We start from the raw sequence: 24,252 nt of genomic DNA, 5'->3' as shown, positions 1-24,252 counted from the left end.
AAAGGCGTAGAGATGCGCAAGCATAGGTAGGTCATTACAAAAGAAACGAGACATCGATATGTTAAATGAATTTCCAATTTTTGATTACGAAGATATTCAGTTGATCCCAAATAAATGTGTCATTAAAAGTCGCGCAGAAGCAGATACAAGTGTCACGCTTGGAAATCACTCTTTTAAACTACCTGTTGTACCTGCAAATATGCAGACGATTTTGGATGAGAACGTAGCAGAGCAACTTGCTAAAGGCGGTTACTTTTACATTATGCATCGTTTTGATGAGGCTGGGCGCATTCCTTTTATCAAACGCATGCACGATCAAGGGCTCATTGCTTCCATTTCTGTCGGTGTCAAGGATTACGAGTATGACTTTGTTAGTCGACTCAAGGCTGATGCTCCTGAGTATATCACGATTGACATTGCCCATGGTCATGCGGATAGCGTGATTTCTATGATTCAACATATCAAGAAAGAATTGCCAGATACTTTTGTCATTGCTGGTAACGTAGGAACACCAGAAGCTGTTCGTGAATTGGAAAATGCCGGTGCGGATGCTACTAAGGTTGGAATAGGTCCTGGTAAGGTTTGTATCACAAAGGTAAAGACAGGTTTTGGTACAGGTGGTTGGCAGTTGGCTGCCCTACTCTGGTGTGCAAAGGCTGCGCGTAAACCGATCATCGCTGATGGTGGGATTCGTACTCATGGCGATATTGCTAAGTCTATCCGTTTCGGTGCCAGCATGGTCATGATTGGTTCCCTATTTGCAGGACATATCGAAAGCCCAGGAAAGACGATTGAAGTCGATGGCGAACAGTTCAAAGAATACTATGGTTCAGCTTCTCAATACCAAAAAGGAGCATATAAAAATGTGGAAGGTAAGCGCATCTTACTGCCTGCTAAAGGGCACTTGCAAGACACCCTTACTGAGATGGAGCAGGACTTGCAAAGTGCTATTTCCTACGCAGGTGGACGCAGGCTTGCTGACCTTAAACACGTTGATTATGTTATCGTGAAAAACTCTATCTGGAACGGGGATGCTTCCCACTAATGGATGGTTAGTCTACCCATAAAAAACTTGTTATTAGAGCAAATTTCTGTTATAATAAAGCAAGTTTCCACCCTTAGTGTAATGGATATCACGTAAGATTCCGGTTCTTGAGATGGGGGTTCGATTCCCTCAGGGTGGATGTAAATAGCCCAAGAAAGCCTTAAATAAGGCTTTTTCTTTATCTCGCCCCAAATTTGCCCCTAAAATTGAAAATTTTATTCTAAAAAATGCTCAAATCCCCTCTAGTCCCGTTTTAAAGTGACTCGGAGGGCTTTTTTTGATATAATAAAAGAGACTGTTATCAGTTAGAAAGAGGTTGGTATGAAAGAATTACAAACTGTACTAAAGAAGCGTTTTGCAATCGAATTTGCAGACAAAAACTTACTGGAAACGGCCTTTACTCATACGAGTTATGCCAATGAGCACCGCCTCTTAAAAATTTCACACAATGAGCGCTTGGAATTTTTAGGAGACGCTGTTCTGCAATTATTGATTTCAGAATATCTGTATAAAAAATATCCTAAGAAACCGGAGGGAGATTTGTCCAAACTTCGTGCTATGATTGTCCGTGAGGAGAGTTTGGCTGGTTTTGCGCGTGATTGCCAGTTTGATCAGTTTATCAAGCTAGGAAAAGGAGAAGAAAAGTCTGGTGGGCGCAATCGTGACACCATTCTTGGAGATGCCTTTGAAGCCTTTTTGGGTTCTTTGCTTTTGGACAAGGATGTTGCTAGGGTAAAAGAGTTCATCTATCAAGTCATGATTCCCAAGGTTGAAGCAGGTGACTTTGAAATGATTAAGGATTACAAGACACACCTTCAAGAGTTGCTCCAGGTTAATGGCGATGTGGATATTCGCTACCAGGTGACCTCTGAGACGGGCCCTGCCCATGACAAGGTTTTTGATGTAGAAGTTCTGGTTGAGGGCAAGAGTATCGGAAAAGGCCAAGGCCGTTCTAAAAAATTGGCAGAGCAAGAGGCCGCAAAAAATGCAGTTGAGAAAGGGCTGGATTCATGTATTTAAAGGAAATTGAGATCCAGGGATTCAAGTCCTTTGCTGACAAGACTAAGGTCGTATTTGACCAAGGCGTGACAGCTGTCGTTGGGCCCAATGGTTCTGGAAAGTCAAATATCACAGAAAGTTTGCGATGGGCCTTGGGAGAGTCCAGTATCAAGAGCCTTCGTGGTGGTAAGATGCCCGACGTTATCTTTGCTGGAACAGAAAGTCGCAAACCACTCAATTATGCCTCTGTTATCGTGACCTTGGACAATGAAGATGGCTTTATCAAGGATGCAGGGCAAGTCATTAAGGTAGAACGCCATATCTATCGTAGTGGAGATAGCGAGTATCGAATTGATGGCAAGAAGGTTCGCTTGCGTGATATTCATGACCTCTTCTTGGATACCGGTTTGGGTCGTGATTCCTTCTCCATCATCTCTCAAGGGAAGGTTGAGGAGATTTTTAATTCCAAGCCCGAAGAACGCCGTGCTATTTTTGAAGAAGCTGCGGGTGTTCTGAAATACAAGACTCGTCGAAAAGAAACAGAAAGCAAACTGCAACAAACTCAAGACAATCTCGACCGCTTAGAGGACATTATCTATGAGTTGGACAATCAAATCAAGCCCCTTGCAAAACAAGCCGAGAATGCGCGCAAGTTTCTCGACTTGGATGGTCAACGCAAGGCGATTTACTTGGATGTACTGGTTGCTCAAATCAAGGAAAACAAGGCTGAACTAGAGCTGACAGAAGAAGAGCTAACGCAGGTTCAGGAACTCTTGACCAGTTATTACCAAAAGCGTGAAGAATTAGAAGAGGAAAATCAAAGCCTTAAAAAGAAACGTCAGGATCTCCAAGCTGAAATGGCCAAGGATCAAGGAAGTTTGATGGATTTGACTAGTTTGATCAGTGACTTAGAGCGAAAACTAGCCCTATCAAAACTGGAATCCGAGCAAGTAGCCCTCAATCAACAAGAGGCTCAAGCCCGTTTGGCGACTTTGGAAGATAAGAGAAAGGCTCTAAGTAAGGAAAAGGCTGAAAAAGAAGCGAACTTGGAACAGTTAGAGGAAAGTCTAGCTGAAAACAATAAGGAACTAAATCGTTTAGAAGCGGAGTTGTTGGCATTTTCAGATGATCCTGACCAAATGATCGAGCTCCTGCGTGAACGTTTTGTTGCGCTTTTACAAGAAGAAGCGGATGTCTCAAACCAACTGACCCGCATCGAGAATGAGTTGGAAAACAGCCGTCAGCTGTCTCAAAAACAAGCAGACCAACTTGAGAAACTGAAAGAACAACTGGCTACAGCTAAAGAAAAGGCCAGTCAACAGCAGGCTGAGCTTGAAACTGCCAAGGAGCAGGTTCAGAAATTATTGGCTGACTACCAAGCTAGTGTCAAGGAGCAAGAGGAGCAGAAAGTTTCTTTCCAAGCCCAGCAGAGCCAACTCTTTGACCGTCTAGACAGTCTCAAAAACAAGCAGGCTCGAGCCCAAAGTTTAGAGAATATCCTTAGAAATCATAGTAATTTTTATGCGGGCGTTAAGAGTGTTCTCCAAGAAAAAGACCGCCTTGGTGGGATCGTTGGTGCAGTCAGTGAACATTTGACTTTTGATGTGCATTATCAAACTGCCCTAGAAATTGCGCTTGGAGCTAGCAGTCAACATATCATCGTAGAAGATGAAAACGCGGCAACCAAGGCGATTGATTTCCTCAAACGCAACAGAGCTGGTCGTGCAACCTTTCTTCCATTGACGACTATCAAGGCTCGTACCATTTCTAGTCAGAATCAAGATGCTATCGCAGCAAGTCCAGGATTTCTGGGCATGGCAGATGAGTTGGTGTCGTTTGATAAGAGACTAGAAGCCATTTTCAAAAACTTGCTTGCTACGACAGCAATTTTTGATACTGTAGAACATGCGCGTGCCGCAGCTCGTCAAGTTCGCTATCAGGTTCGTATGGTGACACTGGATGGGACAGAGTTGCGTACAGGTGGTTCCTACGCGGGTGGTGCCAATCGTCAAAACAACAGTATCTTCATCAAGCCAGAGCTGGAGCAATTACAAAAAGAAATTGCTGAAGAAGAAGCTGACTTACGGTCAGAAGAAGCGACTTTGAAGACCTTGCAAGATGAGATGGTAGTATTAACAGAAAGATTAGAAGCTATCAAATCTCAGGGTGAGCAAGCTCGTATTCAGGAGCAAGGTTTGTATCTTGCTTATCAACAAACCAATCAGCAGGTCGAAGAACTGGAAACGCTTTGGAAACTTCAAGAAGAGGAATTAAATCGCCTTACTGAAGGAGATTGGCAAGCGGATAAGGAAAAATGCCAAGAGCGCCTTGCTACTATCGCCAGTGAAAAGCAAAATCTGGAAGCTGAGATTGAAGAGATTAAGTCTAACAAAAACGCTATTCAAGAACGCTATCAAAACTTGCAGGAACAAGTAGCGCAAGCACGCTTGCTTAAGTCCGAACTGCAAGGACAAAAGCGGTATGAAGTGACTGATATTGAACGCTTAGGTAAGGAATTAGATAACCTCAATCTTGAACAAGAAGAAATCCAGCGTCTCCTCCAAGAAAAGGTTGATAATCTTGAGAAGGTTGATACGGATTTGCTAAGTCAGCAGGTGGAAGAGGCCAAAACTCAGAAAACAAATCTCCAACAAGGTTTGATTCGCAAGCAGTTTGAGTTGGATGATATCGAGGGTCAGCTGGATGATATTGCCAGCCATTTGGATCAGGCTCGCCAGCAGAACGAAGAGTGGATTCGCAAGCAAACACATGCTGAAGCTAAGAAGGAAAAGGTCAGCGAACGCTTGCGCTATCTACAAGCTCAATTAACTGACCAGTACCAGATTAGCTACAATGAGGCTCTAGAAAAGGCTCATGAACTGGAAAATCTAACTCTGGCGGAGCAAGAGGTTAAGGATTTAGAGAAGGCTATTCGCTCGCTGGGTCCTGTCAACTTGGACGCTATTGACCAGTACGAAGAGGTTCACAACCGTCTGGATTTCCTCAATAGCCAACGAGATGATATTTTGTCTGCGAAAAACCTGCTCCTTGAGACCATCACAGAGATGAATGATGAGGTTAAGGAACGCTTTAAATCAACCTTTGAGGCGATTCGTGAGTCCTTTAAAGTGACCTTTAGACAGATGTTTGGTGGAGGTCAGGCAGACTTGATATTAACTGAGGGTGACCTTTTAACAGCTGGTGTGGAGATTTCTGTTCAACCACCAGGTAAGAAAATCCAGTCTCTTAACCTCATGAGTGGTGGTGAAAAAGCCCTATCAGCTCTGGCTCTGCTCTTCTCCATTATCCGTGTTAAGACCATTCCTTTTGTTATCTTGGACGAGGTAGAGGCGGCGCTGGACGAAGCCAATGTCAAACGCTTTGGGGACTATCTCAATCGCTTTGACAAGGATAGTCAGTTTATCGTCGTGACCCACCGTAAGGGGACGATGGCGGCAGCGGACTCTATCTATGGAGTTACCATGCAAGAATCAGGTGTTTCTAAGATTGTTTCGGTTAAGTTAAAAGATTTGGAAGAAACAATAGACTAGTTACTAAACGATAGCATCTCTTAGGAGGTGCTATTTTTTAAAACTAAAGCGCTAAATTTTCTCTTACGGTCGGTTCAGGCGCAAAAAACGACATTTGGGATTTCCTTTTAGCGAAAAGACTTTCTCTATGATATAATAGTTTCATGATTACAACAGTACCTATTAAGAACGAAAAAGACATTGCAGTACCGGGAAAAACAGTCCTTGTATTAGGTTATTTTGATGGCATCCACAAGGGGCACCAGAAACTTTTTGAAGTAGCCAGTAAGGCTTCAATGAAGGATTATCTGCCAGTTGTCGTGATGACCTTTACAGAGTCGCCAAAACTTGCCTTACAACCTTATCAACCTGAGCTCATGCTCCATATCGTCAATCACGAGGAACGGGAGCACAAGATGAAGTGGCATGGGGTAGAGGCTCTTTTCCTACTTGACTTTAGTAGCAAATTTGCTAGTTTAACGGGTCAAGAATTCTTTGATACCTATGTTCGAGCTTTAAAACCAGCGATTATTGTAGCAGGATTTGACTATACCTTTGGCTCAGATAAGAAAACTGCGGATGAACTGAAGGACTATTTTGATGGAGAGATCATCATTGTTCCTCCAGTTGAGGACGAAAAGGGCAAGATTAGTTCCACACGGATTCGTCAGGCTATTCTTGATGGAGATGTCAAGGAAGTCAAGCATCTGCTCGGCACTCCGCTCCCATCTCGTGGGATGGTCGTTCATGGAAATGCTCGTGGGCGCACTATTGGTTATCCAACAGCCAATCTGGTCCTAAGAGATCGAACCTATATGCCAGCAGACGGTGTTTACGTAGTCGATGTGGAAGTGCAGCGTCAAAGATATCGTGGTATGGCAAGTGTTGGAAAAAATGTTACCTTCGATGGAGAAGAGCCACGTTTTGAAGTTAATATTTTTGACTTTTCTGACGATATTTACGGTGAGACAGTCATGGTCTACTGGCTGGATCGTATCCGCGATATGGTCAAATTTGACTCCGTAGAGGAACTGGTAGACCAACTCCAGAAAGACGAAGAGACTGCTCGAAACTGGACGGATGGAGAGTGAGAGTTAAAAAAGTAAACCAATTTTGTGTTTGCTTTTTTATTTTTGAAAGAAATTTTAATAGAAAGAAACATAATTGAAGGTTGATTGAAAATCTGTTAAAATAGTGATATTCATAACTTTAAAACCAAAGAAAAGAGACTAGTATGATTACAGGCGAATTAAAAAATAAAATTGATCAGCTGTGGGAAATGCTGTGGACTGAAGGAAATGCAAATCCTCTAACAAATATTGAACAATTGACTTATCTTCTGTTTATGAAGGATTTGGATAGTGTCGAGCTTGGACGCGAAAGCGATGCTGAGTTTCTAGGAATTTCTTATGAGGGAATTTTTCCAAAAGACAAACCTGAATACCGTTGGTCGACTTTTAAAAATATGGGAGATGCTCAGGAAGTCTATCGTTTAATGACACAGGAGATTTTTCCATTTATGAAGAATCTCAAGGGTGATACTGATGATACAGCTTTTTCACGTTATATGCGTGAAGCTATCTTTCAAATAAATAAACCTGCTACTCTCCAAAAGGTGATTTCTATATTAGATGAATTTCCAACCAGAGACTCAGGTATAGACTTTGATAGTGACACACAGGGGATTAATGATATTGGCGACATCTATGAATATCTGCTATCAAAATTGTCAACCGCAGGTAAAAATGGACAATTTCGTACACCTCGTCACATCATCGATATGATGGTTGAGTTGATGCAACCAACTATCAAGGATATTATCTCAGATCCTGCTATGGGGTTTCGTGTCATAATAATGACACAGGCAAATAGTCAAGTAAATACAAGGGTTTTAGAGCTTCTACCAAAGTTTAAAATCAAAAAAATGAATCGTTGGTGTGCTGTTTAGAGCAGTTATTATGAAAATAAATGTTGTAAACAGTACATCAGCATAAAGGAGGAACTCATATGTCTAAGGTGAAAAAAGAGACGATTGAAGCAAAAGGATTTGCTATTCAAATTTATACTGAAGACTTTCAAAACGACTATATAAGTCTAACGGATATTGCTAGATATAAAAGCGATGAACCAAGTGATGTAATTAAAAATTGGATGAGAAGAAAAGATACAATTGAATTTCTTGGTTTATGGGAAAGCTTAAACAACATGAATTTCAATTCGGTCGAATTCGACCGAATTAAATCGGAAGCTGGATATAATTCCTTTACACTGTCCCCTAAGAAATGGGTAGAAAAAACAGACGCAATCGGAATTATCTCAAAAGGAGGAAGATACGGTGGTGCATTTGCACATACAGATATTGCCTTTGAATTTGCTTCATGGATTTCTGCTGAATTTAAGATGTATGTAATTCAGGATTACAAAAGACTTAAGTCAGATGAAAACTCTAAGCTATCATTAGGTTGGAATTTGAATAGAGAAATTTCCAAGATTAACTACAAAATTCATACAGACGCAATCAAAGAATATCTCTTAAAAGATCTTACCAACGAACAGTTGTCTTACAAGTATGCAAGTGAAGCAGATATGCTCAATGTAGCCTTGTTTAACAAGAGAGCTAAACAGTGGCGTGAAGAAAATCCTGAGTTAAAGGGTAATATGAGAGACTATGCAAGTCTGAATGAATTACTTGTTCTTGCAAATATGGAAAGCTATAATGCAATTCTTATTGGTAAAGGTATGGATCAAAAAGAAAGAATGATAGAACTTAGAAAGCTTGCCAGAACTCAGCTGATGTCAATTGAAAAGTTGAACAATACAGGTATTAAGAGTTTAGAGGATAAATCAAAGAAATAGAGAGGTTGTTATGAGATGGGCATTGAAAATTATCTTATTTCCAATAATATTGATCTTGTTGATACTAATTGCTTTTCTAAAATTTATTATAAAAGTTAGTGGAATGATTTTAGGTATAATATCTTTCCTAGTATTTATTGGAGCAGTAGCTTGCTTTATACAAAAAGATATGGCAACAGGAATAGCAGCATTACTACTGGCATTCTTGATCAGTCCTTATGGGCTACCTAAAATTGCACTTTGGATCACAGCATATCTTGAAGTAGCGAAAGATACATTAAAGGAAATATAAGAGAGAGTTAAGACGATGGAATATAAATCTATCGTCTTTTTCTATGCCTAAATTTCAGAGAAAGGAGGCGATGATATGAGTATGTATTTATTTGATGAACAACCTATACTGGCTAATAAAGCATTAGCCAGAGAATTAGGCTTAAATGAAGCTCTTGTGCTTCAACAAATAAATTACTGGATTGAGATAAATAAGAAGTCTGGTAACAATTATCATGATGGCAAGTATTGGACATATAACTCCATACGAGCATGGCAAGAAAAAGATTTTGATTATTTAAGTGTTGATACAGTAAAGAGAACTTTTTCTAAGCTTGAAAAAGCGGGCTATCTTTTAGTTGGAAACTATAATAAAGATCCTAGAGATAAAACGAAGTGGTACACAATAAATGACAAGAAATTAGAAGAACTTTATCTTGAACTAAATCAAAGAAAACAAGAGAAAGAAAGAAAAATATTAGAACAAGTAAGTAAAAGTGCTATGCCTAATGCATTAGGGCAAAATGCACCAATGGAAGAGGGCAAAATCAACCAATGCAATGAGGCATTTAGCACCGATGCATTTGATGAAAATCTACCAGTGCATTATGGCAACTTGCATGAACCATTACCAGAGATTACTACAAATAATTCATCAAAGATTACTTCAGATATTTCTACAGAGAAGTCCTCCCACCTACCCATCTATGAAAGAGATCTGTTTTATTCAGGGGACGGAATGGAGGAAGGACGTAAACAAATAAAATCATATAAATCTTGTTTAGAAGAATTAAGAGAAAGCACAGGATACAACGAACATATGAAACTGGGCAATAAGATTATTGCTAAAACCTTTGATGAAATAATTAAAGTTTTAGCTGATGTTATGGTATTAAATGCGGAAGATACAGTCACAATAAATCAAACGAAATTACCAGCATATGTTGTTCAAGAGAGATTTAGAGAATTAGATTCTTCGCATATGGAGTATCTTGTAAATGCTTTATCAGAGAACGAATCAAAAATAAGAAATGTAAGAGCATTTATCTTAACGGCAGCATATAATGCACCAAGCAATATGGATGCCTATTATACAGCACTTGTTAGTTATGATATGAGGGAAGGAGGTTACTAATGATAAATGAAGAAATTTCTAATAGAGTAGTTAATATTGAAGTTAATGTCTTAAAGGCAACATATCAAGAAATCTTAAGCCAAGTAAAGAAGTTACAACAGAGATCAAAACAACATGGTGGCTTAGATAAACTTATCAAGGCTGAGGGAAATGAAGTCAAACTCAAAGATATGGTTAAGAAAGGTCAGCTTGAAGAAATCAATGTTAAAGATGGTGAATTAAAAGAACTAAAAAAAGAATTGAATAAACATGGTGTTAAATTCTCAGTGATGAAAGATAAGGAGACTGGGACACATTCAGTATTCTTCCAAGCAAAAGATACAAAAGTTATGAATAAAGCTTTTCAAAATGTGCTATCAAATATTGAGAAAAAAGAAAAAAATAAGGAGTCAATTCACAAGAACATAAAGAAATTTAAAGAACTAGCTAAAAATACTATTTCTAAGGATAAAGTCAAGAATAAACAAAAGGAGCAGAGCCTATGATAGATAAGATACTAAAAGACATCAAAGGCTTATTCAAAGTGCAAGATAAGGCAAAGTTTCTAAAACAGAACATTCCCTATCTTGCATTTTTCTATGTAGGCAATATCTTTTCTCATCATGTACGAGCCTATACTGGCGGCGATGTGATAGATAAAATCTTTCAAGGAATATTGGAACTTAACACCATGAGCTTACTGCCAAGTATTCATGTGGCTGATATTTTAATGGGCGTGGGAGTAGCAGCTTTAATTAAATTTATTGTCTATACCAAAGGTAAAAACGCAAAAAAGTTCAGACAGGGGAAAGAGTATGGCTCAGCAAGATGGGGAACGAGAAAAGATATAGAGCCGTATATGGATGAAAAGTTTCAAAATAATATCTTGCTTACTCAAACTGAGCGATTAACCATGAATGGCAGACCGGCAAATCCAAAGTATGCAAGAAATAAAAATGTTTTGGTTATAGGTGGTTCAGGCTCCGGAAAGACGAGATTTTATGTAAAACCGAACCTAATGCAAATGCACAGTAGCTATTGTGTTACAGATCCTAAGGGAACGATAGTCATTGAATGTGGTAAGATGCTTGAAGATAACGGTTATGAGATAAAAATCTTAAATACCATCAACTTCAAAAAGAGTATGAAGTATAATCCATTCGCCTACCTTAGAAGTGAAAAAGATATATTGAAACTGGTACAGACAATTATTGCAAATACCAAGGGAGAGGGTGAAAAAGCAGGCGAAGATTTTTGGGTGAAAGCCGAAAAACTCTACTATACTGCTCTTATTGGCTACATCTTCCATGAAGCTCCAAGAGAAGAAAAGAACTTTGCAACACTCCTTGATATGATAGATGCTTCAGAAGTCAGGGAAGATGATGAAACATATATGAATCCTATTGATAGGCTATTTGAAGCATTGGAAAAGAAAGAGCCTACGCACTTTGCAGTAAAGCAATATAAAAAGTACAAATTGGCTGCGGGAAAAACAGCAAAGTCTATTCTTATTTCATGTGGTGCAAGGCTTGCTCCATTTGATATTCAAGAACTACGGGACTTAATGAAAGAAGATGAACTTGAACTTGATACACTTGGAGATAGAAAGACAGCACTTTTTGTTATTATCTCTGATACAGATGATACCTTCAATTTTGTTGTATCTATTATGTACTCACAGCTATTTAACCTACTTTGTGATAAGGCAGATGACGAGTATGGAGGAAGATTACCCGTTCATGTAAGGTGCTTACTTGATGAGTTTGCAAACATCGGCTTAATTCCGAAGTTCGAGAAATTGATTGCAACAATCAGAAGTAGAGAGATTTCAGCAAGTATCATATTACAAGCACAATCTCAGCTAAAGGCAATTTACAAGGATAATGCAGATACGATTGTAGGCAACTGCGATAGCACTTTATTTCTTGGTGGAAAGGAAAAGACAACACTTAAAGAACTGTCTGAAACACTGGGTAAAGAAACCATAGATCTGTATAACACATCGGAAACAAGATCTAATGCTAATAGCTATGGACTGAATTACCAAAAGACAGGAAAAGAATTGATGAGCCAAGACGAGATAACAGTTATGGATGGTAGCAAGTGTATTTTTCAGCTTCGAGGTGTCAGACCATTTTTGTCAGATAAATTTGATATTACAAAGCACAAGAATTACAAGCTCCTTGAGGACTATGATAAAAAGAATGTGTTTGATATTGAAGACTATATCAAGAGAAAAGGAAAAGTTAAGTTTAATAGAAATACAGTAATTACAAGATTGTAATATTTTCTTTTATAGCTTTATGTGGCGTGGGTATATTTGGTATAATAAGATAAATTTGAATTTATGGGGGTGTGGCTATTTGAAGAACGGTAGACCTGATTTCAGAGATATAAAGTCATTTGAAGAATTTTCTAGATATTATTGGTACAGAGAGGAACTTTCAAAAATTTGCAAGTCACTTGGATTAGAATATAGAAGTACAAAGCAAGAACTGAATCATGTCATAGAACAATATTTTATGGGAAATAGAATAGAGAAATCTCAGAGAAATGGAAACAAAAATCAAACAGAAGTTGTAACATTATGTACACCATTACTTGAATGTGCTTTTTCCTTTAATCAAAAATTTAGGGACTATTTTTCTGCAGTAACGGGTGTTAGTCCATTTAAGTTCAATGCCGATATGGCAACGGCATGGAGAAAAGTGAAAACAGAAAATAACTTAAACTTTACAATTCAAGATATGCTCAAAGTATATTATGGCGAGTCAGACTACGCTAAGTATGATAATTCAGCTTGTCAATGGAATCAATTCCTAAAGGACTTTTGCTCAGATGAATTTAGCAACTATTATTCTAACAAGTTAAAAGTTGCTGCTATTATATGGAAAGAAGTTAGAGACTCAAAAAATGAAAAAATTTATTCGAGACAACTCCTAAACGAATATGGAGATAAAATAGAGGAGTATCATAAATAAATCCTAGTTTGTCGAACTGAATATAAAGTATTAAAGACGATAGAAATAAAAAATCTATCGTTTTTTTTCATGCCTATTTTCAATTTATATTGCGATCAATAAATAGGGAAAACTCGCAAGAGTTGCTAACTAGTATTTCAAATGCCTCTCACTAATATATACACGACAAAATGCTAGTTCCCTTAAATATGTTACAGAAAGTAAAGGAGAAAAGATGATAAGGATAAGAAGCCCTACCTAATAGATAACTAAATATACAAATACTTGGTGATTGAAATTAACTTTTCAGTCGCTTTTTTAATTGGAGGAAAAAATGGATAAAGAAATGATTAATATCAATGCCAATCTGTTAAAAAAACCTACTTTTGGAACTTTTACAAGAGGTGATGAAGAGGTTCAAGTTGTAAATTTTGCTCTTTCGAAAGGATATGGAAAAGGTAGAGAGTATATCAACTGTGCAGCCTATGGCAATAAATCTGACGTGGCTAAGGAATTTTCAGAAGGTGATTTCATTCATGTGTATGGTTACTTCAACAAACGAACTAAAAATGGAAAGACATATAAGAATTTTGTAGTTATGTCTATGAACAAAATTGAAAAGAAAGAAGAAAACGAGGAGGAATAAATAATGGATTTTTTCGTACAAGCAGTTAATGTATTAAAGATTTTGGTAATGGCAGTAGGTGCTGGTCTTGGAGCATGGGGTGTTATTAACCTTATGGAGGGATATGGTAATGATAACCCTGGAGCAAAATCTCAGGGCATTAAGCAGCTAATGGCTGGTGGAGGCATCGTTCTAATCGGCTTAAAACTAATCCCATTACTTTCAAATGTATTGAAGTAAGGAGAGTAGCTTATGTTTGGTATTTTCGATAAGATAGAGGAATTTTTTAAAGAGCTTCTTCTCGGAGGTATCCAAGCAAATCTTGAGTCAATGTTTATCGACATTAATGATAAAGTCGGAGCAGTAGCAACCGATATAGGCAAGACACCAATGGGATGGAACTCAGAGGTATTTAACTTTATTAAGAGTATCAATGATAGTGTCATTATTCCAATTGCAGGTTTAATCATTACAGCAGTTTTATGTATTGAACTGATAAATATGGTTATGCAAAAGAATAATATGCACGATACAGATACCTTTGAGTTTTTTAAATACATGATAAAGATGTGGATAGCGGTATGGCTAGTATCTCATGCCTTTACATTCTCAATGGCAGTATTTGATGTTGCACAACACCTTGTAAATCAGGCGGCAGGAGTAATCAATACTTCTGCTGCCGTTTCAGGTGATCAAATTGTTCAGATGGTTGAGGGATTAAAAGACAAAGGACTTGGAGAACTGGTGATGATACTCTTTGAAACCTCGCTTGTTAAAGTTGCAATACAGGTTATGTCGGTAGTCATAATGCTAGTTGTCTATGGCAGAATGTTTGAGATATATGTTTACTGTTCAGTTTCAGCAATTCCATTTGCCACTATGGGAAATAAGGAGTGGGGACAAATTGGAACAAACTATATCAAAGGTCTATTTGCTATTGGGCTTCAAGGCTTATTCTTGATTATATGCTTGGGTATTTATGCAGTTTTAGTAAAGACGATAAAGATAACGGACATTCATGCAAGTACCTTTATGATATTAGGCTATGCATTACTTCTTGGTCTAATGATGCTAAAGAGTGGAACGCTTGCAAAGAGTGTATTAAACGCACATTAAGGAGGATTTTTAATGATAGAAGTAAAGAAAAAGTTGTTTCCTGTTTCAATTATTGCAGTAGGAATTGGAGCATTTGCTATCTCGATTTTTAACAGGAACAAATTAAAGAATTTAGAAGATGAAGTAAAAAGTACAAGAGATGATGTGAAATCTATTCTTTGTTATCAAGAGCAGAAAAATGCATTCATTGAGTCAGAATTAGAAGAGATGAGAAATGAAGTTGCTTCATGCTATGAACATTTTGAAGCATTTTCAAAGGAAAAAGAAGATGGGAGGTAAGCTATGGGCTATGTACCAATTCCCAAAGATTTAAAAAAGGTAAAAACAAAGGTAGCCTTTAACCTTACAAGAAGACAATTAATTGGATTTACACTTGCTGGACTGGTTGGTATACCAGTCTATTTATTTATGAGAAAGTTTATGCCAAATGATATAGCGATACTGTTTTTAATTGTATCAACGCTTCCAATCTTCTTTGTAACACTATTTGAAAAAGATGGACTTACCTTTGAGAAATATTTTAAGCACATATATCTACACAAGTTTTATCAACCACAGAAGCGAGTGAGAAAGGAGGTTTACCTTGAACAAGAAAAGAAAATTACAGCAAATTCAATTAGAAAAAAATCAAAAGGTATTAAAGGAAAACAAAAGAAACCTGAAAAAAGAAAAGCTGACTAAGCAGAAGAAAAAAGCTTCTCTAATCGACTTAATATTTAAGAAAGAGCCTAAGAGATATACTGTTGAAGACACAATACCTTATCTGAGAATGCTAAAAAGTGGAATATGCCAGCTTGATGAAAAGCACTATAATAAGTGTATTGCATTTCAGGATATAAACTATCAGCTTGCCTTAGAAGAAGATAAGGATTTGATTTTCAATCAATTTGCGAATGTCTTAAACTCTTTTGATCCAAGTGTAGATATTGAGTTTTCATATATCAATCAGCTTGGAAGAAATAATGAATTAAAAGCAGCTATTCAGATACCGGATAAAAATGATGGTTATGATGATATTCGATTAGAGTTTCGTGAGATGTTAAAAAGTCAGCTTGCAAAGGGAAATAATGGTTTAAAGAAATCGAAGTATATCACCTTTGGAGTTGAAGCGGATAGTTTGGAGCAAGCGACTGCAAAACTTGAGCGACTTGAGATTGATATATTATCAAATCTAAAGAGTATGGGAGTTCGTGCTGAGGGCTTAACTGGAGAAGAAAGATTAAAGGTATTGCATGATATTTTAAATCCAGATAAGCTCTTTTCTTTTTCCTATAAAGACTTAAAACCAAGAGAAAGTACAAAGACTGTTATTGCACCAGATTCTTTTAATTTTGTACCAAGTAAGTATTTTAAGTTTGGAAAATATATTGGAGCTGTTAGTCATCTTCAAATACTTGCAAGCGAGCTGTCGGATAGAATGCTTGCAGAATTTTTAGATATAGATGATAACATCAATATTTCTTTTCATATCAAGGCAGTTGAACAGACAGAAGCGATTAAGATGGTGAAAAGAAAAAATACAGATATTGATAAGATGAAGATTGAGGAAAATAAAAAGGCAGTTAGAAGTGGCTATGACATGGACATATTGCCAAGTGATTTAATTACCTATGGTGATAATATCAAGATGCTTTTAAAAGACCTTCAGACAAGAGATGAGCGTATGTTTATCGTAACGATTGTCTTTATGAATTTTGCAAAGACAGTACAAAAGCTAGATACGACTATTTCTCAGATTTCATCTATTGCAAGTAAGCATAATTGTAAGATTAAACGCTTAGATCATAGTCAAGAACAAGGTTTTATCAGTGTATTACCTCTTGGCGTAAATAAGATTGAAATAGATAGAGGGTTAACCTCATCATCTACAGCAGTCTTTTTACCATTTACAACAGAGGAGCTTTTCATAAACTCATCAAATAGCTTGTACTATGGATTAAATGCCTTAAGCCATAATCTTATTATGGCTGATAGAAAAATGCTTAAAAATCCAAATGGCTTAATTTTAGGTACGCCTGGTTCTGGTAAGTCATTTTCTGCAAAGCGTGAAATGGCAAATGCTATTCTTACAACCGATGATGATGTCATTATCTGTGATCCAGAGGGTGAATATGGCAATCTTGTTAAACAGTTTAAGGGAGAAGTCATAAAGGTTAGTGCAAAGAGTAAAGACTATCTTAATCCCCTAGATATAAATATGAATTATGGAGATGGAGATGCACCACTTAAGGATAAGGCAAATTTTATTATGTCTATGCTTGAACTTGTGGTTGGTGGTAGTGGACTTACAGCAGAAGAAAAGTCTGTTATAGATAGGTGCTTACCTAAGATTTACGAGAAATATTTTGAAAATCCAGTTCCAGAGAATATGCCTATACTTCAAGACCTTTACAATATGTTAAGAGGGCAAGAAGAAAAGGTGGGAAAGAAACTTGCAACAGAAATGGAAATCTATGTTTCAGGAAGTCTTAATGTCTTTAATCACAGGTCAAATGTTGACTTAAACAAGCAGCTCATTTGCTTTGATATTAAAGAACTTGGAACACAGCTTAAAAAGATAGGAATGCTTGTTATTCAAGATCAGGTGTGGAATAAGGTGTCGCAAAATAGAAACACAGGAAAAAGCACAAGATACTACATTGACGAGTTTCACTTGCTTTTAAAAGACGAGCAAACTTCTCAGTATTCTGTTGAAATTTGGAAGAGATTTAGAAAATGGGGCGGCATTCCAACAGGAATTACACAAAATGTCAAAGATCTACTTGCAAGTAAAGAAATTGAAAATATTTTTGACAATACGGATTTTATTCTAATGCTTAATCAAGCAACAGGTGATAGAGATTGGCTTGTTGTAAAGCTTAAAATCTCAAAGGATCAGGAAAAATTCGTTACCAATTCAAGAGCAGGTGAAGGTTTGATTTTCTTTGGAAACACCATTGTTCCATTTGTAGATAACTTCCCTAAAGACACAATCCTATATCAAAAGATGACTACAAAACCTGAAGAAGTGAGGTAGCGTCTTATGAGTAAAAAAAGAAAGCGAGATTTGAATGAAAAGTTAAGGGCAAGAGAAGAGAAAATCATCACAAAATCTGAAACAGATGATGTCCTAGATTATAAAAGAAAAACTGGAGATGATTACAGGGATAAGGTAGTTAAAGAAGAAAACAGGTTTCAAGATAAAATTCATGAGAAGATAAGTAAAAGAACGGATATTACTAGTGAAATAGAAACAAGTAACAAGAGCAAAAATGCTATAAAAAGAAATATTCGAAGTAACAGTTTTCAAGCCGAAGTAGCCAAGTCAGATTATCAAACAGAGGTTAAAGAAAATCGTATCTATGATCCTTTAGCAAAAGACCAAGATGGTGATGGTGTTATTGATAGATATGATAATGATTTTAGAGATAGCGATGTATCATATGAGCCTTTAGGTAATAAAAAATCCAAACTTCATGAAAAGCAGAAAAGGTCACTTAAAAGAAAGAACTATTCTGATAAGCTCTTTACAAGAAAAGAGATGGATAAGAAAAAGGAAGATAACACTAAAGCTTCTAAAACTGGTAAAGAAGTCATCAGAGATAGGGAAAAGAAAAATCAGCTTTATAAAAGGTATAACAAAGAAACCTTAGTCGGTGGAAGTGTGATTGGAGCCGCAAAACTTGGTGAGGTTACAAGTGCTTATCTATCATCTGGTAGTGATGAAAATGCATCTGTTGAAGCTGCTGAAAAAGGCTTAGGAAGTTCCTCTAAACTTATTCATGGCGTAAAAAATTATTCGGATAAGAGAAAAAGTAAGAAGATATATGATTTAGAAAAGAGCAATAGGAAAATCAAAAGTAGAAAGTCCAAGCTTGAGTTTAGAAAGAGCATGGACGAGGTTGAGAAGACCGACCAATATAAAAAAGCAAATGCTTATAAGAAGTTTCAAAAGAAGAAACAGATGAAGTCAGCTATCTATAAACAAAAGAAGACAAGAATTAGAGATAGAGTTAAAAAGACACTGATGGATACATTCAAGGTATCTAAAGACTTCATCATAAGAAAAGCAAAAGTGGCAGCAATAGTAGTAGCTGCCATAATTATTTTTGGAACTTTTGTATTTAACTTTGCAAGCATGACAATGGGTGGATTTGCTAATTCTACGAGCAGTGTTTTAACAACATCATATTTATCAAGACCAAATGTTTTAACTGAGATTAACCAAAGTTTTTCAAACAAGGAGAATGACTTATATAGCGAGCTTGAAAATGTAGAAAAGAATAATCCCAGATACGATGAATATATCGTAAGAAAAAATGGAGATATTGGTCATAATGTTCATGAACTTTTATCCTATATCACTTCAAGATATGGTGAAGTAAAGAGTTTATCTGAAGTTAGTAATATTTTAGATGACTTATTTAAGACTATGTACCATGTCGATTATAAAGAGGAAATAGAGATAAGGTATAAGACTGTAACTGGAACTTACACTGATGAAGAGGGGAACGAATATACCGAGAGCCATGAAGAACCTTATGAGTATAGAAAGCTCATTGTTACTTTAAGTAAAAGAGAAATGGATAGCGTGGTTCGAGAAGTCTTCGTTAAGTATCCAGACAATTTAAAGCATTATGAAGCACTATTCCTTGCACAGGGGAATATGGGCGAAATGTTTGGCAACACGAATCTCATTACTGCAAATGGTGGCATAGGTGGAGGAAAAGAATACGAAGCATCGTCTGATGTTCAAAAGAAAATTGTAAATGCAGCATATATTACTCCATCACCTGGAGCAGGTTGGTGTGCAATGTGGGTTTCTCAGGTTTATCAAAATGCAGGTCTTGGATATATCGGAGGTAATGCTAATGATATGTACCGAAACCATACATTTACTTCTGATAGATCAAAGTTAAAAGTAGGAATGCTTGTAGCAGTTGAAAGTAGCAGTAGTGGTGGACAAGCCGGACTTACTTATGGTCATGTCGGAATTTATATTGGTGATGGTAAGGTAATGGATAATATCGGAGTAGTTAGGGTAACAACCTTAGATGATTGGATTGCAACATTCTGTAAACACCATCCAGTAGGATTTGGATTTCCACCAAACGTACAAAGATAGAAGGGAGTGGAAAATGTGAATAGGGAACTGAATACTGTTAATAAAAAAATTCAAAAGTTATTAGATAAGAAGGTTCAGATCGATAAAGATTTAGAGCCTTTATTTATTCGTAAAGATGAACTATTAGACCAGGAGTATGTAGTGATTTGTAGAGAGAACAATATCACTCTTGAAGAATTAGTGAAGATGTTCAAAGAGAAAAAAGAAAAGGAGAAATATAGTAATGAAAAGCAAATTGAAGAATAAGAAAGTATTGGCCGCACTTATTGGAGCAGCGTTACTTTTGGTTTCAATTATAGGTGTGATGACTGTAAATAAGCAGATTGTATTTGCAAAAGATGGAACTGTACTTTCAATGCTTAATCCGATTGAAGCTCTTGCAGAAACGGAAGAGAAATTTGAAGTAAAGATTAAGTATGTATTTTCAGACGAGAAAGTATTTAAGGAAGAAGTTGTAAAGGCAGATAAAGGACAAATCCTTGATAGTGGTGATTTGCCAATGTTACCTGACGATATGAAATTCATTGATGATTTTCTTTATTATGGAGTAAAAGGCGATGGGAAAGATGAGATTATCCGTAAGGTAGAAAAGATTGTAAAAGATGAAGCAACTCAGACTGAAAATGATAAAGATAAAGAAAAGAAGTCTGATGAAGCAAAACAGGATAAAGCCACTCAAACAGAAGAGCCTAAGAAAGATTCATCAACTCAAACTGATATTACTAAAAATGATTTAGATAAGATGGATAAGGAGTCTAAGGACTTAAAAGAAAAGGTAGATAATCTTAGCAAGGAACTTAAGGATAAAGATAAGTTAAGTGATAAGCAAAAAGATAAAATCAAAAATCTTGAAGATGAAATTGAAGCTTTGGAAAAGAAAATCAAAAAGGACAAGGACTCTGTTGATTCATCGAAAGAAAATATTGAGCTTAAAAAATCTATTGAAGAGTTAGAAAAGAAGACTAAGGAACTACAGGAAAAGCTCAATTCTATGAATAAGATAGGGACTAATTCTAATTCAACTATCTCAAATCCAGTACCGAAAAATAACGAATCTTTTAGCAAATTTATTCCAAGCACACCTATAAATACAGGAAAAGGTAGCGATGCTTCTGGTAATGCTTCAACGCCAACATCTAAAATAGAAAATAAGGTAGAAACTAAGTCGGATAAAAAAGAGGAGAGACAGGAAATACGTTATCCGAATAAGCTAACACCTAAACAAACTTCAAGTAATGGAGATACGTCTTCTATGGATGGAACAAGCAAGTCAGCAAATACCAATAAAGGAGTAGCGTCAGCACCGTCAAAAGCAAGAGGAACCGTTACAGAGAATAAGGATAATGCAAACAAAGATTATCCAATTCACCACAACGATGGTAAAGATAATAAGTCTACGGATATGTATTCAGCAGACGCAAGACAGTTTGTAACTTTTACAACTAAAAATGGAAAGACTTTTCATCTAATCATTAATCATGATGAAGATAGCGAGAATGTAATGCTTTTAACAGAAGTTTCAGAAGATGATTTGTTAAATATGGTTGAAAAGAAAGAAACACAAAAGGAGATTGTAAAGGAAGATCAAATAAAAGAAGAGCCTAAACCAGTGAAAAAAGATGAAAGTAGTAATATGGGAACATACTTAATTCTGATTCTTGTAGTAGCTGGAGCATTAGGTGCAGGTTATTACTTTAAGGTTGTTAAAAAGAAAGAGAATGAAGAACTTGAAGCATTAGAAGATGATGACGATGATTTTTTCTCAGAAGCTGATGAAAGTGAAGAAACATCAGAAATAGAGGTTGAAGAAATCGAAGAAGATGAAGAATAAAATGCATCATAAATTATATGATTTTGGGTGCAAGTTAAAGGCGAGGGAGTATTATCTTTCGCCTTATTTTATTTGAAAGATTGGAGATAATATGGATTTAGTTATTGCAGAAAAACCAAGTGTAGCTATATCAATTGCAAAGGTGATAGGAGCTACAAAAAAGAAAGATGGATACTATGAGGGAAGTGGATATAGGGTATCATGGTGCGTAGGTCATCTGATTCAGATGGCAAATCCCGATAGCTATGATGAAAAGTATGCTAAGTGGAATATGGAAGATTTACCGATTGTTCCAAGTGAGTATAAGTATGAGGTTTCAAAATCTACTAAGAAACAATTTAGTGTCTTGAAGAAACTATTGAATGATAAAGAAATAGAGAATGTAATAAATGCTTGTGATGCTGGTCGTGAAGGAGAAAGCATTTTTAGACTTGTCTATAATCAAGCAAATTGTAAAAAGAAGATGAAACGACTTTGGATTTCATCAATGGAAGATAGTGCAATTAAAGATGGTTTCAATAACTTAAAAGATGGAAGTTACTACGATGATTTATTTGAATCCGCCAAGGCAAGAGCGATTGCAGATTGGCTAGTCGGGATGAATATTAGTAGGCTTTATTCTTGCCTGTATAAGCAAAATTATAGTGTGGGAAGAGTACAAACACCTACACTTGCAATGATTGTAAATAGGGATGATGAAATCAGTAATTTCAAGAAAGAAAAATATTATACAGTTGAGCTTTCTTTAGATAAATTTTCACTTTCTACAGACAGAATTGATGACAAGACTACCACAGAGCAGCTTATCAATTTAGTAGGTAATTCCATAGAAATTACTGATGTCTTTCAAAAAGAAAAGATAACAAAACCTGAGTTACCTTTTGACCTTACAACACTTCAAAGAGAATGCAACAAGTATTTTGGATATAGTGCGAAACAGACACTTGATTATGCTCAAAGTCTTTATGAGAAGAAGTTTATAACATATCCAAGAACTGATAGTAGATGCCTGACTGAAGATATGATTACAAGCGTCATTAATAATATCTTAGGCAAGAATGACTTTGATACTGAAAGAATTAAGATAGTGTTTAATTCTAAAAAAGTTACGGATCACCATGCGATTATACCAACAATCAGCTCATTAAAAGAAGATATTTCAACTCTTCCAGAAAGTGAAGCAAAGGTATATAGACTTATAACAAATAAACTTCACGCAAGTGTTGGATACCCTTTAGTAGAAAATACTACAAAAATTGTTGCTGAGTTTGATGGTTTTGAATTTAGTAGTAGTGGCAAAGTGATTATTGATGAGGGATTCACTAAGTATTTAAAAGAATATAAAACTAAGAAAACTGAAGATACATTACTACCAGGTGTAAAGGTAGGCGAAGTATTTGAGATAAGAAATAAAGAAGTAAAAGAGAAATATACATCACCACCTAAGCATTTTACGGAAGATACACTTTTAAAGGCTATGGAAGTAGCGGGTAATGACGCCTTAGAAAAAGGCATTGAGGTAGAAAGAAAAGGACTTGGTACACCGGCAACTCGTGCAGGTATTATTGAAAACTTGATTTTCAAAGGTTTTATCGAAAGAGATAAAAAGAATCTAATTGCAACCAATAAAGGAATTAGTTTGGTGACTATTGTTTCAGATACTCTTAAATCGGCAGAAACTACTGCTGAATGGGAAATGAAACTATCTGATATTGCTAATGGAAAGGCGAATAAGGATGATTTCTTAAAATGTATTGAGAATGAAATAAGAGAAACAGTAGGGATATATCGTAAATAATTTTTGGGGGAATGAGAGCTAATCTTGTTCCCTTATTTTATTGGAGGTGATTAAAATAGATGAGCTAAATGTATTAGAACTGTTTGGTGGTATAGGTGCCATTAGAAAAGCTTTAATAAGGCAAAAAATATCTCATAAGACGGTGGATTATGTAGAGATAGATAAGAATTGTGTTAAAAGTTATAATGCACTTTATGGCGAAGAATTTGAGCCTAAGAGTATAGTAGATTATCATCCGCCAGATGAAAAAATAGATTTACTAATGCATGGTAGTCCATGTCAAGATTTTAGTCGAAGTGGCTTAAAGAAAGGTGGCACAAAAGGTAGCGGTACAAGAAGTAGTCTTCTTTTTGAAACAATACGAATAATAGAAGAAATGAATATAAAGCCCAAGGTTGTGCTTTGGGAAAATGTAAAGGGAGTTCTCGATAGAAATTTGAGAACTTCCTTTTTTCATTACTTAAAAGAAATGGAGAGACTAGGATATGAGAACAAATATGAAATTCTAAATGCTATGGAGTTTGGAATACCACAGAAAAGAGAGCGTATCTTTGTTGTAAGCATCTTGGGGAATAATTCTTTTGATTTTGCCAAGCTCGAAAAAACACAAGCAAGGGATATATCTGAATTTCTTGAGAAAGACGCTTCAAATCTTTATGAAGTAAGGCAAGAGTCAATGCTTCGATATATAAGAGGAAAACCTAAGAATAATAATTTTAGAGGAAGACTTAAAGTGATAGATAAGTTTGCCTACACCATTTCCACCAAGCAAGTGCGTATTCCTAACTCAGGAATTATTGATTTAAGTAATGGTAAATATAGATATTTAACTGAGCGAGAGTGTTTTAGACTTATGGGATTTGATGATGAAAACTTTAATAGGCTAAAAGCTATTTATCCAGGAAGAAAAGGGAAATTATCGTCAATACTATATAAACAAGCTGGAAATAGCATTGTCGTGAATGTGTTAGAAGCAATATTAAGAGAAATTTTGAAGAACTAGG

Annotated in this window: 22 protein-coding genes and 1 tRNA gene; all 23 read left to right on the top strand. The window is 36.2% G+C overall.

Annotation, left to right across the window (positions count from 1 at the left end; all coding sequences use genetic code 11):
• Positions 1 to 58: 58 nt before the first annotated feature.
• The 23 genes from PG086_RS05530 to PG086_RS05420 all read left to right on the top strand — a co-directional run bounded on the left by PG086_RS05530 (position 59) and on the right by PG086_RS05420 (position 24,251).
• The gene (locus PG086_RS05530) at positions 59 to 1,045 is read left to right on the top strand and encodes a GMP reductase (protein ID WP_270748038.1); all 987 of its coding nucleotides are present in this window, start codon (positions 59 to 61) and stop codon (positions 1,043 to 1,045) included.
• Between the two features lie 67 nt (positions 1,046 to 1,112).
• Positions 1,113 to 1,184 (top strand) — tRNA-Arg (locus tag PG086_RS05525).
• 182 nt (positions 1,185 to 1,366) lie between these two features.
• Positions 1,367 to 2,065 (top strand): ribonuclease III, encoded by a 699-nt coding sequence (gene rnc, locus PG086_RS05520; RefSeq protein ID WP_270748036.1) that lies wholly within the window; start codon positions 1,367 to 1,369, stop codon positions 2,063 to 2,065.
• The gene (smc, locus tag PG086_RS05515; protein WP_270748035.1) at positions 2,056 to 5,595 is read left to right on the top strand and encodes a chromosome segregation protein SMC; all 3,540 of its coding nucleotides are present in this window, start codon (positions 2,056 to 2,058) and stop codon (positions 5,593 to 5,595) included. Before rnc ends, smc begins: the two co-directional genes overlap by 10 nt.
• A gap of 143 nt (positions 5,596 to 5,738) precedes the next feature.
• Complete coding sequence (locus tag PG086_RS05510) at positions 5,739 to 6,665, top strand: bifunctional riboflavin kinase/FAD synthetase (RefSeq protein ID WP_270748034.1); 927 nt, start codon at positions 5,739 to 5,741, stop codon at positions 6,663 to 6,665.
• Positions 6,666 to 6,808: 143 nt separating this feature from the next.
• The gene (locus PG086_RS05505) at positions 6,809 to 7,522 is read left to right on the top strand and encodes a type I restriction-modification system subunit M N-terminal domain-containing protein (RefSeq protein ID WP_270748033.1); all 714 of its coding nucleotides are present in this window, start codon (positions 6,809 to 6,811) and stop codon (positions 7,520 to 7,522) included.
• A 59-nt stretch (positions 7,523 to 7,581) separates the two neighbouring features.
• Complete coding sequence (locus tag PG086_RS05500) at positions 7,582 to 8,430, top strand: KilA-N domain-containing protein (RefSeq protein WP_000048811.1); 849 nt, start codon at positions 7,582 to 7,584, stop codon at positions 8,428 to 8,430.
• 10 nt (positions 8,431 to 8,440) lie between these two features.
• Entirely contained in the window at positions 8,441 to 8,722 is a 282-nt protein-coding gene (locus PG086_RS05495; protein ID WP_102568195.1) for a CD1845 family protein, read from the top strand.
• Between the two features lie 75 nt (positions 8,723 to 8,797).
• The gene (locus tag PG086_RS05490) at positions 8,798 to 9,835 is read left to right on the top strand and encodes a DUF6017 domain-containing protein (protein ID WP_081528322.1); all 1,038 of its coding nucleotides are present in this window, start codon (positions 8,798 to 8,800) and stop codon (positions 9,833 to 9,835) included.
• Positions 9,835 to 10,320 carry a PcfB family protein gene (locus tag PG086_RS05485; protein WP_081528323.1) on the top strand — a complete coding sequence of 162 codons (486 nt, stop codon included), beginning with the start codon at positions 9,835 to 9,837 and terminating at the stop codon, positions 10,318 to 10,320. Before PG086_RS05490 ends, PG086_RS05485 begins: the two co-directional genes overlap by 1 nt.
• Complete coding sequence (locus tag PG086_RS05480) at positions 10,317 to 12,098, top strand: VirD4-like conjugal transfer protein, CD1115 family (RefSeq protein WP_270748032.1); 1,782 nt, start codon at positions 10,317 to 10,319, stop codon at positions 12,096 to 12,098. The genes PG086_RS05485 and PG086_RS05480 overlap by 4 nt, the downstream gene beginning before the upstream one ends.
• Positions 12,099 to 12,177: 79 nt before the next feature.
• The gene (locus PG086_RS05475) at positions 12,178 to 12,795 is read left to right on the top strand and encodes an SAP domain-containing protein (RefSeq protein WP_270748031.1); all 618 of its coding nucleotides are present in this window, start codon (positions 12,178 to 12,180) and stop codon (positions 12,793 to 12,795) included.
• Positions 12,796 to 13,108: 313 nt separating this feature from the next.
• Complete coding sequence (locus tag PG086_RS05470; protein ID WP_017645749.1) at positions 13,109 to 13,420, top strand: hypothetical protein; 312 nt, start codon at positions 13,109 to 13,111, stop codon at positions 13,418 to 13,420.
• Positions 13,421 to 13,423: 3 nt separating this feature from the next.
• Entirely contained in the window at positions 13,424 to 13,639 is a 216-nt protein-coding gene (locus PG086_RS05465) for a Maff2 family mobile element protein (protein ID WP_000345446.1), read from the top strand.
• A gap of 12 nt (positions 13,640 to 13,651) precedes the next feature.
• Positions 13,652 to 14,515: a VirB6/TrbL-like conjugal transfer protein, CD1112 family gene (locus PG086_RS05460; RefSeq protein WP_081528326.1), complete on the top strand. Its 864-nt coding sequence runs from the start codon at positions 13,652 to 13,654 to the stop codon at positions 14,513 to 14,515.
• Between the two features lie 12 nt (positions 14,516 to 14,527).
• Positions 14,528 to 14,794: a hypothetical protein gene (locus PG086_RS05455; protein ID WP_000573637.1), complete on the top strand. Its 267-nt coding sequence runs from the start codon at positions 14,528 to 14,530 to the stop codon at positions 14,792 to 14,794.
• 3 nt (positions 14,795 to 14,797) lie between these two features.
• Complete coding sequence (locus PG086_RS05450) at positions 14,798 to 15,196, top strand: PrgI family protein (protein WP_000542588.1); 399 nt, start codon at positions 14,798 to 14,800, stop codon at positions 15,194 to 15,196.
• Entirely contained in the window at positions 15,099 to 17,531 is a 2,433-nt protein-coding gene (locus PG086_RS05445; protein WP_001901813.1) for a VirB4-like conjugal transfer ATPase, CD1110 family, read from the top strand. Before PG086_RS05450 ends, PG086_RS05445 begins: the two co-directional genes overlap by 98 nt.
• A 6-nt stretch (positions 17,532 to 17,537) precedes the next feature.
• Positions 17,538 to 19,619 (top strand): CHAP domain-containing protein, encoded by a 2,082-nt coding sequence (locus PG086_RS05440; RefSeq protein WP_081528327.1) that lies wholly within the window; start codon positions 17,538 to 17,540, stop codon positions 19,617 to 19,619.
• A gap of 15 nt (positions 19,620 to 19,634) precedes the next feature.
• Positions 19,635 to 19,865: a hypothetical protein gene (locus tag PG086_RS05435; protein WP_001901812.1), complete on the top strand. Its 231-nt coding sequence runs from the start codon at positions 19,635 to 19,637 to the stop codon at positions 19,863 to 19,865.
• The gene (locus tag PG086_RS05430; RefSeq protein ID WP_081528328.1) at positions 19,843 to 21,450 is read left to right on the top strand and encodes a CD1107 family mobile element protein; all 1,608 of its coding nucleotides are present in this window, start codon (positions 19,843 to 19,845) and stop codon (positions 21,448 to 21,450) included. Before PG086_RS05435 ends, PG086_RS05430 begins: the two co-directional genes overlap by 23 nt.
• Before the next feature lie 91 nt (positions 21,451 to 21,541).
• Positions 21,542 to 23,248, top strand: a complete 1,707-nt coding sequence (locus PG086_RS05425; protein ID WP_081528329.1) for a DNA topoisomerase 3 — start codon at positions 21,542 to 21,544, stop codon at positions 23,246 to 23,248.
• Between the two features lie 55 nt (positions 23,249 to 23,303).
• On the top strand, positions 23,304 to 24,251 hold the full coding sequence (locus PG086_RS05420) for a DNA cytosine methyltransferase (protein WP_197090290.1): 948 nt from the start codon (positions 23,304 to 23,306) through the stop codon (positions 24,249 to 24,251).
• The last annotated feature ends 1 nt before the right edge of the window (position 24,252 follow it).

Source organism: Streptococcus halitosis, assembly GCF_027691175.1.
In the GTDB taxonomy this organism is placed as follows: Bacteria; Bacillota; Bacilli; order Lactobacillales; family Streptococcaceae; genus Streptococcus; species Streptococcus halitosis_A.
Note: the sequence above shows the minus strand (reverse complement) of the source record. Positions and strands in the feature narration are given on the sequence as shown.

What these genes read in the sequence shown, in the direction of transcription:
- PG086_RS05530 (WP_270748038.1), top strand. Translation starts at nt 59, where the DNA reads ATGTTAAATGAATTTCCAATTTTTGATTACGAAGATATTCAGTTGATC.
- rnc (WP_270748036.1), top strand. Translation starts at nt 1,367, where the DNA reads ATGAAAGAATTACAAACTGTACTAAAGAAGCGTTTTGCAATCGAATTT.
- smc (WP_270748035.1), top strand. Translation starts at nt 2,056, where the DNA reads ATGTATTTAAAGGAAATTGAGATCCAGGGATTCAAGTCCTTTGCTGAC.
- PG086_RS05510 (WP_270748034.1), top strand. Translation starts at nt 5,739, where the DNA reads ATGATTACAACAGTACCTATTAAGAACGAAAAAGACATTGCAGTACCG.
- PG086_RS05505 (WP_270748033.1), top strand. Translation starts at nt 6,809, where the DNA reads ATGATTACAGGCGAATTAAAAAATAAAATTGATCAGCTGTGGGAAATG.
- PG086_RS05500 (WP_000048811.1), top strand. Translation starts at nt 7,582, where the DNA reads ATGTCTAAGGTGAAAAAAGAGACGATTGAAGCAAAAGGATTTGCTATT.
- PG086_RS05495 (WP_102568195.1), top strand. Translation starts at nt 8,441, where the DNA reads ATGAGATGGGCATTGAAAATTATCTTATTTCCAATAATATTGATCTTG.
- PG086_RS05490 (WP_081528322.1), top strand. Translation starts at nt 8,798, where the DNA reads ATGAGTATGTATTTATTTGATGAACAACCTATACTGGCTAATAAAGCA.
- PG086_RS05485 (WP_081528323.1), top strand. Translation starts at nt 9,835, where the DNA reads ATGATAAATGAAGAAATTTCTAATAGAGTAGTTAATATTGAAGTTAAT.
- PG086_RS05480 (WP_270748032.1), top strand. Translation starts at nt 10,317, where the DNA reads ATGATAGATAAGATACTAAAAGACATCAAAGGCTTATTCAAAGTGCAA.
- PG086_RS05470 (WP_017645749.1), top strand. Translation starts at nt 13,109, where the DNA reads ATGGATAAAGAAATGATTAATATCAATGCCAATCTGTTAAAAAAACCT.
- PG086_RS05465 (WP_000345446.1), top strand. Translation starts at nt 13,424, where the DNA reads ATGGATTTTTTCGTACAAGCAGTTAATGTATTAAAGATTTTGGTAATG.
- PG086_RS05460 (WP_081528326.1), top strand. Translation starts at nt 13,652, where the DNA reads ATGTTTGGTATTTTCGATAAGATAGAGGAATTTTTTAAAGAGCTTCTT.
- PG086_RS05455 (WP_000573637.1), top strand. Translation starts at nt 14,528, where the DNA reads ATGATAGAAGTAAAGAAAAAGTTGTTTCCTGTTTCAATTATTGCAGTA.
- PG086_RS05450 (WP_000542588.1), top strand. Translation starts at nt 14,798, where the DNA reads ATGGGCTATGTACCAATTCCCAAAGATTTAAAAAAGGTAAAAACAAAG.
- PG086_RS05440 (WP_081528327.1), top strand. Translation starts at nt 17,538, where the DNA reads ATGAGTAAAAAAAGAAAGCGAGATTTGAATGAAAAGTTAAGGGCAAGA.
- PG086_RS05430 (WP_081528328.1), top strand. Translation starts at nt 19,843, where the DNA reads ATGAAAAGCAAATTGAAGAATAAGAAAGTATTGGCCGCACTTATTGGA.
- PG086_RS05425 (WP_081528329.1), top strand. Translation starts at nt 21,542, where the DNA reads ATGGATTTAGTTATTGCAGAAAAACCAAGTGTAGCTATATCAATTGCA.